The sequence below is a fragment of the Azonexus hydrophilus genome (assembly GCF_905120355.1).
Lineage (GTDB): Bacteria > Pseudomonadota > Gammaproteobacteria > Burkholderiales > Rhodocyclaceae > Azonexus.
This window is the reverse complement of the sequence record NZ_CAJHOB010000017.1, coordinates 39164-52431: the sequence shown is the minus strand read 5'-3', so window position 1 is coordinate 52431 and position 13268 is coordinate 39164. Positions and strand designations below refer to the sequence as shown.

The 13268-nt window shown below is 62.5% G+C and carries 13 protein-coding genes; 6 read left to right on the top strand and 7 right to left on the bottom strand.

The features are described from left to right. The 3 genes from JYJ39_RS12480 to JYJ39_RS12470 form a co-directional block, all read left to right on the top strand. Positions 1-642, top strand: a 642-nt coding sequence (locus tag JYJ39_RS12480) for a hypothetical protein (RefSeq protein ID WP_205204757.1), incomplete at its 5' end; no start/stop codon positions are given. 97 nt (positions 643-739) lie between these two features. Further along, positions 740-1285 (top strand): S-layer family protein, encoded by a 546-nt coding sequence (locus JYJ39_RS12475; protein ID WP_205204755.1) that lies wholly within the window; start codon positions 740-742, stop codon positions 1283-1285. Positions 1286-1315: 30 nt separating this feature from the next. Then, positions 1316-2404, top strand: coding sequence for an acyltransferase family protein (locus JYJ39_RS12470; RefSeq protein ID WP_205204754.1), 1089 nt, complete (start codon positions 1316-1318; stop codon positions 2402-2404). On the opposite strand, the gene JYJ39_RS12465 is transcribed toward JYJ39_RS12470, so the two are convergent. Together JYJ39_RS12465 and JYJ39_RS12460 are read right to left on the bottom strand one after the other, a co-directional pair. Then, positions 2401-4380 (bottom strand): acetoacetate--CoA ligase, encoded by a 1980-nt coding sequence (locus tag JYJ39_RS12465; protein ID WP_205204752.1) that lies wholly within the window; start codon positions 4378-4380, stop codon positions 2401-2403. The genes JYJ39_RS12470 and JYJ39_RS12465 overlap by 4 nt on opposite strands. 117 nt (positions 4381-4497) lie before the next feature. Further along, entirely contained in the window at positions 4498-5436 is a 939-nt protein-coding gene (locus JYJ39_RS12460) for a SphA family protein (RefSeq protein WP_205204750.1), read from the bottom strand. Between the two features lie 185 nt (positions 5437-5621). Here JYJ39_RS12460 and JYJ39_RS12455 point away from each other — a divergent pair, with 185 nt between their 5' ends. From JYJ39_RS12455 to JYJ39_RS12445, 3 genes are all read left to right on the top strand, one after another. Next, positions 5622-7709: a c-type heme family protein gene (locus JYJ39_RS12455; protein WP_205204748.1), complete on the top strand. Its 2088-nt coding sequence runs from the start codon at positions 5622-5624 to the stop codon at positions 7707-7709. Between the two features lie 102 nt (positions 7710-7811). Beyond that, complete coding sequence (locus tag JYJ39_RS12450; protein ID WP_205204747.1) at positions 7812-9434, top strand: methyl-accepting chemotaxis protein; 1623 nt, start codon at positions 7812-7814, stop codon at positions 9432-9434. 148 nt (positions 9435-9582) lie between these two features. Further along, entirely contained in the window at positions 9583-10356 is a 774-nt protein-coding gene (locus tag JYJ39_RS12445) for an enoyl-CoA hydratase (RefSeq protein ID WP_205204746.1), read from the top strand. 3 nt (positions 10357-10359) lie between these two features. Here the strand turns inward: JYJ39_RS12445 and JYJ39_RS12440 are convergent, their stop codons facing one another. The 5 genes from JYJ39_RS12440 to JYJ39_RS12420 are packed head-to-tail and all read right to left on the bottom strand — an operon-like array spanning position 10360 to position 13266. Then, positions 10360-10944, bottom strand: a complete 585-nt coding sequence (locus JYJ39_RS12440; protein ID WP_205204764.1) for a Maf family protein — start codon at positions 10942-10944, stop codon at positions 10360-10362. After that, complete coding sequence (gene rlmH / locus JYJ39_RS12435; RefSeq protein WP_205204745.1) at positions 10944-11414, bottom strand: 23S rRNA (pseudouridine(1915)-N(3))-methyltransferase RlmH; 471 nt, start codon at positions 11412-11414, stop codon at positions 10944-10946. Before rlmH ends, JYJ39_RS12440 begins: the two co-directional genes overlap by 1 nt. Before the next feature lie 45 nt (positions 11415-11459). Next, the gene (gene rsfS, locus JYJ39_RS12430) at positions 11460-11822 is read right to left on the bottom strand and encodes a ribosome silencing factor (protein WP_205204744.1); all 363 of its coding nucleotides are present in this window, start codon (positions 11820-11822) and stop codon (positions 11460-11462) included. Between the two features lie 18 nt (positions 11823-11840). Beyond that, a complete protein-coding gene (gene nadD / locus JYJ39_RS12425) occupies positions 11841-12500 on the bottom strand; it encodes a nicotinate-nucleotide adenylyltransferase (protein WP_205204743.1) in 660 nt (219 codons plus the stop codon). Further along, a complete protein-coding gene (locus tag JYJ39_RS12420) occupies positions 12493-13266 on the bottom strand; it encodes a BPSS1780 family membrane protein (RefSeq protein WP_205204742.1) in 774 nt (257 codons plus the stop codon). Before JYJ39_RS12420 ends, nadD begins: the two co-directional genes overlap by 8 nt. Positions 13267-13268 lie beyond the last annotated feature (2 nt).

The following is a 13268-nucleotide window of genomic DNA, read 5'->3' as shown; positions in this document are numbered from 1 at the left end:
TCGAAAGACAAATTATACCATTTGCATGGAATTTGCGGGGTTTTTCAACGGCCTGTTAATGCCTATGGCGCCAAAACGGGCGAGAGTAAATATAAAGAAGGTGTTTTTTCTTTTTTCAGGACTTATAGATTCGGGCCTCCCTTCCTGAATTCTTCACAACTTGGCCAGCTTGATATTGACTGTAATTTATTCGTGCACATAGACCAATCAGAGTCGTCAGAAAGGTATCGCCGGAATTTCATGGTGCTGGGTGATCTGCTAAAAGAAGTTGGACGAAGCCAGCGAAGAGATTTTATGGTGCGCAGCCATCATGACGGAAAACTCTACCCGGCAGGCGCTGAGGTTAGTGAAATTATTATTGATGGAAGGAAATGGTTTCACAGGTGGGATTTAAGTGAAATGGGTTCTAGCGAGAGTTATTTTACGGCGCTTGCTAAAGATCGCATTCTCAAGATATATATTATGTACAACCAGTTCATTCCAGAAAAATACTACCTCCCTGATTCTCCCCGCCCCGGCTGGATGAAATCGGCCTACGAGAGCGTCAACACGGTCATGTCGTCAATCAAGCTCAAGCCGCCGCCCGGATACGATGAAGAAGCAGACCCCTATATCGTGAAACCTGCCAACGGGCAGCAGTGAAAGCTATGCGCCATGAACACCGTCGCCCACGCCCTGATCTACAGCCCTTCCGATCCCCGCCCCCGAATCCGCCCGCCGCCGAAGCAAGCAACGGCGAATGCGGCGTAATCGTCTCTACCACCAGCAACCCGGCAGCACGGCCCATTACCTGCTTGAAACCGACCCGGTCTTTGCCAATTACCGGACCTGGCTGTCCTCGGACTACCTGCTGCAAGCGCTCAGTCTCGATCCGGCGCAGATGCAAAAACGCCTGGGCGACGGTTTCTACGAACAGCGGCTCATCGCCGAGCAGGTGGCGCAACTGACGGGCCGCCGCTTCCTGGCCGGCTACGCCGACGACGAAGCGCAGTATCAGGCGCTGCTGGCGGCGGGCGTCAGCGTGGCGCAGGAATGGCAACTCATTCCCGGCGTGGCGCTTTCCGCGGCGCAGGTCGCCCAACTGACCACCGACATCGTCTGGCTGGTTTCTGAAACCGTCACCCTGCCCGACGGCTCGACGCAACAGGCGCTCGTGCCGCGCGTCTATGCCCGCCTGCAGGACGGCGACCTCGCCCCGAGCGGCGCGCTGCTGGCCGGCAACACCGGGGCCGCTTCACCAACCGCCACAAAAAACCCTTTTGTGCGGCGCAGCAAACAAAATTAGAATGTCGGCTTCCCTGTCCTGGTGCTCATCTTGAAATTCGCTTTCCCTGCCCGCATGCCGTTGATCGACGCCTTGCGGGCGCTCGCGTCGCAGCTGGTGCTGGTGCATCACCTGGCGTTTTACGGGCCACTGGCGACTGCGCTGGCGGTGGAGTTCTCGGATCTGTCGCAATGGCTGATCGATTATGCCCGCATGGCGGTGCAGATATTTCTCGTGGTGGGCGGTTTTCTTGCGGCCCGCAGTCTGGCGCCACAGGGCGAGTTGCTCGTCAGGCAGCCGTTTGCCCTGATCGGGCGCCGCTATCTGCGGCTGGTGCTGCCGTTTGCGGTGGCCATCAGCCTGGCGGTGGTGGCGTCGGCGGTGGCGGATCAGTGGCTCGACGATCCGGCGATTCCGGCCCAGGCGCATCTTGGCCAATGGCTGGCGCACGTCACCCTGGTGCATGGGGTGCTGGGGGTGGATTCCCTGTCGGCCGGGGTCTGGTACGTTGCCATCGATTTCCAGCTGTTTGCCCTGTTTGCCCTCCTGCTGTGGTGTGGGCGGGGGCGGCCCTGGCTTTCCGTGTTGCTGGTGCTGATGCTGGTCCTGGCGTCCCTGTTCTATTTCAACCGCTACCCGACACTGGATAACTGGGCGCTCTACTTCTTCGGCGCTTACGGTCTGGGGGCGGCTGCCTGGTGGGCTTCGGCGCCGGGGCGGCTACGCTTGTGGCTGGGGCTGATGCTCTGCACCGGTTGTGCCGCGCTGGTCGAGGATTTCCGCCTGCGCGTGCTGCTGGCGGTGGGGGTGGCCTTGTTGCTCGCGGTCGGGCGGCGGCAGGAATGGTTGTACCGCTGGCCGCACAGTCGTGTCAGTGCGTTTCTCGGGCGCATTTCCTACAGCGTTTTTCTGGTCCATTTCCCGGTGTTGCTGCTGATGAATGCTCTGTTCGCCCACAACAGTGATGGCGACCCGGCGGCCATCCTGTGGTGGCTGGTGGTCAGTTGGGTCGTCGCGATTGTTGCCGGCATGGCGTTCCACCGCTGGGTGGAGTTGCCCTGCGCTGGCTGGAGGCTGCCCTCGCTGCAGCCTTACCGTCTGCCGGGCCGGTGGCGCCTGTTGCGCCGGCGTTTGTTCTAATCCGCCAGTTCGGGGCGGTTGCGGAATTCCTCCAGCGCCTCCGGGTTGGCCAGTGCTTCGACGTTCTTGACCGGGCGTTCATGCACCACGTTGCGCACCGCAAGTTCGACGATCTTGCCTGACTTGGTGCGGGGAATGTCGTGCACCTGCACCACCTTCGCCGGAACATGGCGTGGCGTGGTATTGGCGCGAATCTGCTGGCGGATGCGATCAATCAGGACAGCATCGAGAGTGACGCCCGGTGCGAGTTTGACGAACAGCACCACCCGTATGTCGTCGTGCCGGCCGGGTGGCCAGTCCTGGCCGATGACCAGCGATTCCAGCACTTCTGGCAACTGTTCGACCTGCCGGTAGATTTCTGCCGTGCCGATGCGTACGCCCCCCGGGTTGAGCGTCGCGTCCGAGCGGCCGTAGATGATCATGCCGTCGTGCGCGGTCAGCTCCGAGAAATCGCCGTGGCACCAGACGCCAGGAAAACGCTCGAAATAGGCGGCGCGGTACTTGCTGCCCTCCGGGTCGTTCCAGAAACCGATCGGCATGACCGGGAAGGGGCGGGTGCACACCAGCTCGCCTTTTTCCTCCCGCACGGGCTGGCCGTCTTCAGCGAATACATCGACCGCCATGCCCAGGCCGCGGCACTGGATTTCGCCACGATGCACCGGCAACAGGGGATTGCCGAGCACGAAGCAGGAAACGATGTCGGTGCCGCCGGAAATCGAGGCGAGTAGTAAATCGGCCTTGATTTCGCGGTAGACCCAGTCAAACCCCTCCGGAGCCAGCGGGCTGCCGGTGGAGAACAGCACCCGCAGGGCGCTCAGGTCGTGTGTCCGGGTCGGGTTCAGTGCCATCTTGGCGGCGGCATCAATGAATTTGGCCGAGGTGCCGAAATGGCTGGCCCGTTCCTGCTCGGCGTAGTCGAACAGGATCGTCCCGCCAGCGGCAAACGGCGAACCGTCATAGAGGAGCAGGGTGGCGCCGGCGGCGAGAGCGGACACCTGCCAGTTCCACATCATCCAGCCGCAGGTGGTGAAGTAGAACAGGCGGTCGCCGGGGCGCACATCGCTGTGCAGGATGTGCTCCTTGAGATGCTGCAGGAGGACGCCGCCGTGGCCATGTACGATGCATTTGGGTACGCCGGTGGTGCCGGAGGAATACATGATGAACAGCGGGTGGGCGAAGGGCAGCGGCGTGAAAATGATGTCTTCGTCACTGTCCGGCAAGTCTTCCCAGGACGTCAGTGGTGGCTGGAACTGTGCTGCGTTCGTCAGACCGAGATAGGGCACCAGCACGACGCCTGCCAGCGACGGCAGTTGCGCCACGACTTCGGCGTTCTTGGCCCGGCAATCGACCTGTTTGCCGTTGTACCAGTAGCCGTCGACACAGAGCAGCACCTTGGGTGCAATCTGGCCAAAACGGTCGAGTACGCCCTGGACGCCGAAGTCCGGCGAAGCGGAGGACCAGATGGCGCCCAGCGCCGTGGTGGCGAGCATGGCTGCCAGTGTTTCCGGTAGATTGGGCAGGTAGGCGGCAACCCGGTCGCCCTGGCCGACCCCTAAGGCGCGCAGATGGCGCTGACAGCGCGCGACTTCGGCCCGCAGTCGGGCGTGCGACCAGCGGCGGTGAACCTTGTCCTCGCCCCGGAAGACGAGGGCGTCGCTGCTGGCGGAGTGATTTTGCAGCAGGTTTTCGGCGTAATTGACGCGAGCCTGGGGAAACCAGCGGGCGCCGGGCATGCGCTCGCCATCCTCCAGTACGGTGTCGCCCATGCTGCCGAGCGCACCGCAGAACTGCCATAGACGCGGCCAGAACGCTTCCGGCTGCTCCACTGACCAGCGCCACAAGGCGGCGTAATCGGCGTGGCCGGTTTCGGCCATGAATTGCGCCATGCGCGTCTGTTTGGCCGTTGCCGGGTCCGGCTGCCACAGGGGTGGTTCTGGCAGGGGGCGCTGTGGCCGGGATGGGGCGTGATCGTGCATGGTGTCTCCTCCAGCAGGGTTGGTCCGCACCTTAGCAGTTTCCTCTGGCGTGGATTGTCGTCGCTCGGACAATCTGCCGGGGTGGCGCAGTACTGTGGCGTATGCCTGCCCGGGCGCTCAGAACGCGTAGCGCGCCTGCAGCCACAGGCGCTGACCCTGTGGCCGGTTGCGAGCGTGCGATTCGATCTGCCATTTCGCGACCAGGCCCAAACCGGGCGCCGGCGACCAGGCGACATAGGGTCCCAGGGCATTGACGGCGCCCCGGTTGCCATTGCCATTGACGGTTGCGCCGTGCTGGCGGTCGTCGCTGGTTTGTCGGTATACGTAACCGTTGAGACCGGCCGACCAGCCAGGGGCAAAACGGTAGCCGCCGCTGAATTCCAGGCTCAGTTCGTTGCCTGAACGGTAATCGGTGGCGCGATTGCGACTATTGACGGCGAAGCGCAGGCGGGCCGAGGTTTCCCAGGCGCCGGGCAGCCAGGTGACGCCGTAGAGGGCGGCAAGCTGCCAGGCGTTGCGGCCGGCGTTGACCGGGCGGTCGCGGTCGTAGCTGCCGCTGGGGGCGATGACTTCGATGCCGGCCATACGGTGCAGGGGACCGTCGTGCCAGCCAAGAAAGAGCGGAGCAAGCGTCAGGTCGCCGGCACCGCGTCGGCTGCCGCCACGGTCAATGCCGCCGGCGGTGAGTTCGAGATCGACATCCGGCAGGGGCAGGACGACGCGGCTTTCGAGGTTGGCGCCGGCCAACTTCACCCCCCGCCAGACGTGCGACAGGCGCAGGGCAAGAACGTCGGCGCGGCTGCTGAAGTTACTGATGCGTGGATTCTGCTGGCCATCGTTGGCGTAGATGCGATCGGCCCGGTAATGCTGGTAATAAAGCAGGAAGTGGCTGCCTTCTGGCAGCATGAGGCCGGTGAAGTTGGTCTCGACGCCGACCGGGTAGGCACTGCCGCCGCCTTCGGTAGCCCAGGCTGGGTGGGTGGCCAGAGTGCAGAGCAAGACGCAGAGCAGCTGGCAGGGCCGCATGGGGCGGTGGCTTGGGGTTTCGCAGCGCATGAACGGCTTTCCGGGGGCGAGCGGGTGGGCGCGCCATCGTAGCGCAGGGCTGTGTGCCAGTGATTTGCACTGGATCAATTCTTTGCCGGGCCCAAAGGCATAGGATGTGTCCTCCACCTGATTTGCCTCGGAATCGCAGCGGCGGTCCCGGCGCAGGGTGGCGCACCACGGGAAGCGGGGATGGCATGGCTTTGAAGCTGAAAGTCTGGCTTGTGTTGGGCCAAATTCTGGCCCTGATCTTTGCCGTCGACCTCTGGTTCAGTCACCAGCAGTTGCGCCGTGAAATGCGCCAACAGGCGGAAGACAATGCGCGCGCCATCTATCAGATCCTGCTGGCAACCCGCTGGGTCTACCATCAGCAGTTCCTCCATAGTGGTCTCGCCATCAACCACGACACGATCGGCTTCTTGCCCGCGCATGCTTTGTCGCGCATAGGGAGTCGTTTCGCCGAGTTGTCGCGCAGCGGTATCCGTTTCAACAACGTGTCCGATCGCCCGCGCAACCCGGACAACCGCGCCGATCCTGCGGAGCAGACCGCGATGGACTGGTTCCGTGCCAACCCGCGGGCCGCCGAGCGCAGCGAAACGATCACCGACGCGAAGGGGGAGAAATTCCTGCTGTACACCTCGCCGTTGTGGGTCGAGCCGTATTGCCTGAAGTGTCATGGCAAGCCGGAAGATGCGCCGGCCAACCTGCTGCCGCCCGATGATCCGGCGTTTGGCTACGTGCTGGGAGATTTGCGCGGGGTCATCAGCATCCGCATCCCGGCTGCCGGTTTCGAAGCCCAGTTCTGGCAGGTATGGGGCAAGCAGGTCTGGTTGAAGCTGGGCAGCTATCTGACATTACTCCTGTGCGTGGGCTTCCTGCTCGATCGTCTGGTCATCCGCCGGCTGGCCCGGCTGGAGCAGGAGGCCGAGCAGATGGCGCGCGGCGATTATCAGCTGCAGCCAGACGCCTCCTCCGGCAATGACGAAATTGCACGTCTGGCCCGGACCTTTGGCAACATGGCAGAAAGCATTCAGGCACGCGAACAGCACCTGCATGAATTCCACCAGCACCTGGAAGAACTGGTCGCTACCCGGACCCGGGAACTGAGCCGGGCCAAGGATGCCGCCGAAGCAGCCAACCGGGCGAAGAGCAGTTTCCTGGCCAACATGAGCCACGAAATCCGGACACCGCTCAATGCCATTCTCGGCATGTCGCATCTCATCAGCCGGGGATCGCTTGACCCGCTGCAGCGCGAGCGCTTGCACAAGCTGGACAAGGCCAGTTCCCACCTTCTGCAGACCATCAACGACGTGCTGGATATTTCGAAGATCGAGTCGGGCAAGCTGGTGCTCGACTCGGTGCCCGTACACCTGCCGTTGATCGTGGCGAATCTGACCTCCATGCTGCAGGAGAAGATGGACGAGAAAGGATTGCGTTTCACGCTTGATCTGCCTGCCGGATTGCCGCTCCTGCAGGGAGACGCGACCCGGTTGCAGCAGGCCTTGCTCAATTATCTGAGCAATGCGGTCAAGTTCACACAGAGCGGCGAGGTGGCGTTGCAGGTGGAAGTGCTGGCACAGGAGGCGGGGCGCTGTCAGCTGCGGTTTACCGTGCGCGATACCGGGCCCGGCATCGCACCAGAAAACCTGGCCCGGCTATTCCTGCCCTTCGAGCAGGCCGACAATTCGACCACGCGCCGTTTTGGCGGCACTGGTCTGGGCTTGGCCATCGTCCGCCACATCGCCCTGGCCATGGGTGGTGATAGCGGTGCCAGCAGCCAACTTGGAGCAGGTAGCCAGTTCTGGTTCACCTGCTGGCTGACTATTGCGCACCAGACCGCAGTCACTGCACCCGCTGCCGCGCAGCAGGAAGCCCGCTTGCGTACCCTGACGGCGGGGCGGCGCGTTCTCCTGGCCGAGGATGAGCCGATCAACCGGGAAATTGTCTGCAGTCTGCTCGATGATGTCGGGCTGGTCGTGGATACGGCGGAAAATGGTGCCGAGGCGCTGGCGGCGGCCAGCCGCCAGCATTACGACCTGATTCTGATGGATATGCAGATGCCGGTCATGGATGGCCTCACGGCGACTCGGCGTATTCTCGCCCTGCCTGGCTATGCGCAGGTGCCGATCATTGCCACCACGGCCAACGCATTTGTCGAAGATCAGCATGCCTGTCTCGCGGCCGGCATGGTCGAGGTGCTGACCAAGCCGCTCGATGTTGAACTGCTCTATGCCAGCCTGTGCCGGTGGCTGCGCGTGGATGAAATGCATAAAAAGGGGGGCTGACGTTGTAAAGAACTGACATAAATCTTGCGTTTTGAATACGCTTCTTTACATTACGAGCTGCAACTGCCAAAAATATCGTAAACCGACAACAGAAAGCCGGTCATGAAGGTCAACACCCCAGTTACGAGCGTTGAGCGGGAATTCCCCGCAGGAAAGTACATCGTTTCCCGGACCGATCTCAAAGGCATCATCACCTACGCGGATGATACTTTTGTCGAAGTCAGCGGTTTTTCCCGCGAGGAACTGCTGGGGAAGAATCACAACATCGTCCGCCACCCGGATATGCCGCCAGCGGCGTTCGACTGGGCCTGGTCAACGCTGAAGGCTGACCGGCCATGGCGCGGTCGGGTCAAGAATCGCTGCAAGAACGGTGATTTTTACTGGGTCGATGCGCTGATCGTGCCGGTGCTGAAAGACGGCAAGAAGATCGGTTACATGTCGGTACGCACCAAACCGAGCCGGACCCAGATCGCCGAAGCCGAGGCGCTGTACCGCAAGCTTAACGATGGCAGCGCGACGATCCCGCAAACCTCACGCTGGGCGCGGATTCCCTTGCGCGCCAAGATGAGCGCCCTGGTCGTCGGCATGATTCTCGTCCAGTTGCTGAGCGTTGCCGTGCAGGGGCTGGGCCCCGGCCTGGGGATGGCGGAAGGCGTGATCAACCAGCTGGTGACGCTGTTCAGCGTGGCCGGCATCAGCGCTGGGTTCGGGCTGCTCCTCCTGCAACGGGGGATGATGCTGATCATCGGCCGCATCACCGGTCGCCTGCAGAATATCGCGCAGGGTGATCTGACCGATGAAATTCCTCTGCATCGGGTGGATGAGCTGGGCAAGCTGAACGACGCCCTGGTGACCATGCAGACCCACTTGCGGGCCATGATGGCTGAGATTTTTGAACAGAGCACGGCAGTCGACAGCCACATCCGCTCCTTGTCCAAGGAAATCGATGAAACCCGGCGGGCGACGGTCGCCCAGTCGGATGCCGCCAACAGCATCGCCGCCTCGGTCGAGGAGATGGTGACGTCGGTTGATCAGATTGCCGAAGATGCACAGCAGGCATCGCAGGCGGTACAGATTTCGCACGGACTGCTCGCCGATGCGACACAGCGCATGCAGCAAAGCCAGGAAGCCTCGAATCATGTGGTGCATACGGTGCAGGATGCCGGTCAGACGATGGACGAGCTGTTTCATTCGATTTCGGCGATTGAACGGGTCAGTCAGGTCATTCGCGAGATTGCCGACCAGACCAATCTGCTCGCTCTGAATGCGGCCATCGAGGCGGCGCGGGCCGGCGAATCCGGGCGGGGCTTTGCCGTGGTGGCCGATGAGGTGCGCAAGCTGGCGGAGAACTCGAGCAAGCAGACAGGTGAAATTGCGACCAGTATCCAGCGGATCCAGAGCAGCACCCAGAGCGCATTGGCGACCATGACGGTGGCGGGTACGCAGGTGGAAACCGTCAATAGCACGGCGGAAACCGCCCGCAACGGACTGCATGCGGTGACCGATCAGGGGGAGAAGATTCATCACCTGGCCGATCACATCGCCACCAGTACCCGCCAGCAGGCGACGGCGGGCAACGAAATCGCGCTGCGCATGGAGGATATCGTCAGCGGTATCGACCAGACCTCGAACACCATCCAGGAAGTCACGGTGCGCAGCAAACAGATCCAGCAGGCGACCGAATGCCTGCGTGATTTGATTGCCTATTTCCGCTTCATCCGCTGAATGGTGCGCTGAAGATCGGGTGGTTTTGCGCACCGGCGGGCGAGGTTGCTAAGATGTCGCCGCCGGGGGCGCACTGTCGTGCCGGCACCAACCATGCAAAAGGCCGCCCGCCTGCGGTGGAGCGGCATATACCAGGAGAAACAGAACAATGAGCCAGATCGTCCTCAGCGAAGTCCACGGCAAGGTGGGCCTGATCCGCATCAACCGGCCGGAAGCGATGAATGCCCTGAACAACGATGTCGTCGATGGCATCGCTGCCGCCATCGATGCCTTTGAAGCCGACGAGAACATCGGCTGTATCGTCCTCACCGGCAATGAAAAAGCCTTCGCTGCTGGCGCCGACATCGGCTTCATGAAGGACTTCGACTACATGCATGCCTACAAGACCGACTTCATCACCCGCAACTGGGAGCGCATCAAGACCGCGCGCAAGCCGGTCATCGCTGCGGTGGCCGGTTTTGCCCTGGGCGGCGGTTGTGAAATGGCGATGATGTGCGACATGATCTACGCTGCCGATAGCGCCAAGTTCGGCCAGCCGGAAATCAAGCTGGGCACCCTGCCCGGCGCCGGCGGCACGCAGCGCTTGCCGCGCGCCGTGGGCAAGGCCAAGGCGATGGACCTGTGCCTGACCGGGCGTTTCATGGATGCTGCCGAAGCCGAGAAATCCGGCCTGGTGGCCCGTGTCATCCCCGCTGATCAGCTGCTCGACGAAACCCTCAAGGCGGCGCAGGCGATTGCCGGTTATTCGCTGCCGGTGATCATGATGATCAAGGAGTCGATCAACCGCGCCTTCGAGTCCTCGCTCAACGAGGGATTGTTGTTCGAGCGCCGCGTGTTCCATGCTTCCTTCGCCCTGGAAGACCAGAAGGAAGGCATGGCCGCTTTCGCCGAAAAGCGCAAGCCGGCATTCAAGAACCGCTGATGCTCAGAAACTGAAGCCGAAAGTCTTCAGTAATTCGCCGGTTTCGCACAGCGGCAGGCCCATGATGCCGCTGTAGCTGCCGGCGATATGGGCTACGAACAGGCCGGCGCGGCCCTGGATGCCATAGGCGCCGGCCTTGTCCATCGGTTCGCCGGAGAGAATGTAGTGGCGGATTTCGTCCTGCGCCAGGGGCCGGAAGCGGACTTCGCTGACCGAAGCGACATAATCACAGCGCAGCCGGTTGGCCACGGCAACGCCGGTGATGACCCGGTGCGTGCGACCGGACAGGCGGTGCAGGATGCTTTCGGCGTGGCTGGGTGAATCCGGTTTGCCGATGATTTCGCCGTCGACTTCCAGCGTGGTATCGGCAGACAGTACCGGGTGGGCGATGAGGTGGCGTTCGCAGATCAAGGCCAGTCCCTGGGCCGCCTTGGCGCGCGTGACCCGTTCCACATAGGTGGCTGGTGCTTCGCCAGCCAGGGGCGTTTCATCGACTTCGAAGGGCGAAATCAGGGTGTCGAATTCAATGCCGATCTGGTGCAATAGTTCGCGGCGACGCGGGCTGCGTGAGGCGAGGTAAAGACGCATCATCCTTCCCGGTGATAAGGGTGGTTTTTCAGTACGCTGACTGCCCGGTACAGCTGCTCGCACAGCAGCAGGCGAGCCAGACCGTGGGGCAGGGTCAGACTGGAGAGGCGGATTTTTTCGGCGGCGCGCGCCTTCAGTGCCGGGTCCAGACCGTCGGCGCCGCCAATCAGCAGGGCGGCATCGCGGCCATCGGCCTGCCACTGCTCAAGACGGCCCGCCAGCTTCAGGGTAGTGAGATCGTCGCCTTTTTCATCGAGTACGATCAGACGGACACTGGCGGGCAGTGCCGCGTCGATGCGGCTGCGTTCGGCGGCGAGCAATTGCTCCCGGCTTTTGCTGCCACGGGGCTCCGGTTTGATCTCGATCATGCGGGCCGCCATTTCCGGCGGCAGTCGTTTCAGATACTCGCTGCAGCCGGCGCTGATCCAGTCGGGCTGGCGGTGGCCGACAGCGACGATGGCAAGTTTCATTGCGCAGGCTCCCGTCAGATTCCCGACAGTTGAAGTGTCCCGGTCCTATTCACCAGGTACTGCGGCAGGCTTGCGCGGCTGCCCCGGCGTGGTCTGCCACAGCTCTTCCAGGTTGTAATAGGCACGGGTGCTGGGCTGCATGACGTGCACGATCATGTCGCCCAGATCGACCAGTACCCATTCGCCGGTGTCTTCGCCTTCCGCCGAAATGACCTCGCCGCCGGCTTCCTTGACCTTGACCTGGACGTTGTGCGCCAGTGCCTTGACCTGACGGTTGGAGTCGCCGGTGGCGATCACCATGCGCTCGAACAGCGGGGTGAGTTTGTGCGTATCGATGACTTCAATTTGCTTGCCCTTGATGTCTTCCAGGGCGTCAACGACGATTTTTTGCAGGGTGGTGATGTCCATTAGGCAGGTTTTCGTTGGTTAAGCAGTGTGGTAAAGGGAGTGCGCGCGAATATAGTCGACAACGCTGTCCGGCAGCAAATAGCGTGCGGATTGACCCGTCGCCAGCAACTGGCGGATGCGGGTCGCGGAAATGGCGAGCGCGGTCAGCGGGAAATGCACGACGCAACCGCCAGGGCTGTGGTGCAAGGCATCGCCGTGGGCGGCGCGTTGTGTAAATTCAGCAGTGAGTGCTGACGGTAACTGGGCGGCGGCTAGTGTCACGCCCGGGCGTTCGGCAATTGCCACGTGCGCGTGCAGAAAAATTTCCTGCCAGCGGTGCCAGCTGGCCAGGCCGGCAGCGGCGTCGGCGCCGAGCAGCAGCACCAGGGGTTGCGCAGGGCCGTAGTGCTGGCGCAGGCGTTCCAGGGTGAGGATCGTGTAGCTGTACGTTTGTGCCTCGACTTCGGCGGCATCGACACTGAAGCGGGGGTTGCCGGCAGTGGCCAGGCGCACCATGGTCAGCCGCTGTTCTGCGCTGACCTGCGGCGCCTCCCGGTGCGGTGGCTGGCCGGCCGGAATCCAGCGGACCTCCTGCAGATTCAGGGCGTCGCAGGCTTCTTCTGCCAGGCGCAGGTGCGCGTGGTGTACCGGGTTGAAGGTGCCGCCGTAGAGGCCGATGGCCTGGCGCGGCTCAGACAACTTCGGAAATTCCGAAAATGTCGCGGTAGGCGACGTAAAAGCTGGCAAAAATCGTTGGCGCCAGCACTCCGGCGGCGGCAAACAGGGTCGCGGTGCCGAGCAGCGGCGCCAGGGACGCCGGCAGGAGCACGCCAAGCACGCCCAGGGCCAGGCCGGGCAGGATGCCGGCAACCACGATCAAGGCCAGGCTGTAGACCAGGAACGGTCGCCAGTTGATGGCGCAGGCCATGAAACTGAAAAAGAGCGCCTTGCCGACGGTCTGCTGGTGCCAGGCAACCAGTACCGGCGCAAACCACCAGGCCATGAACACGGGCAGCATGCCGCAGGCGACAAAAGTGATCGGCAGCCACATCGCGCCTTCTGCGGCGGCACTGCCTTCCGTCTTGTCACTGGTCAGGAAACGCAGGAACTCACCGCCGTCAGCCAGTACCGACAGGCTCAGGGCAGCGAGCGAAGCGAGCAGGTAGAGGCCGCCCAGCCAGAGCAGTGGTTTGTAGTCACCGCGAAAAGCCTCGAACAAGGTGCGCACGGAGACGGACTTGTCCTGTTCCAGCTGGCGTGCCGACAGCATCAGGCCCACCAGCAGCGCCGGGTTGATCAGCGCGGCGATGAGGGTACCGAGGAGCGGCACGATGTTGATGAGCAGGATGATGAACCAGTAGCTCATCACCTGCAGGGCGAACAGCAGGGGGTTGCGCCGGTAGATGGCGAACCCATGGCTTAACCATTGCCAGCCGGAGGCGGCAGGCAGATTTTGCGCACGCAAGA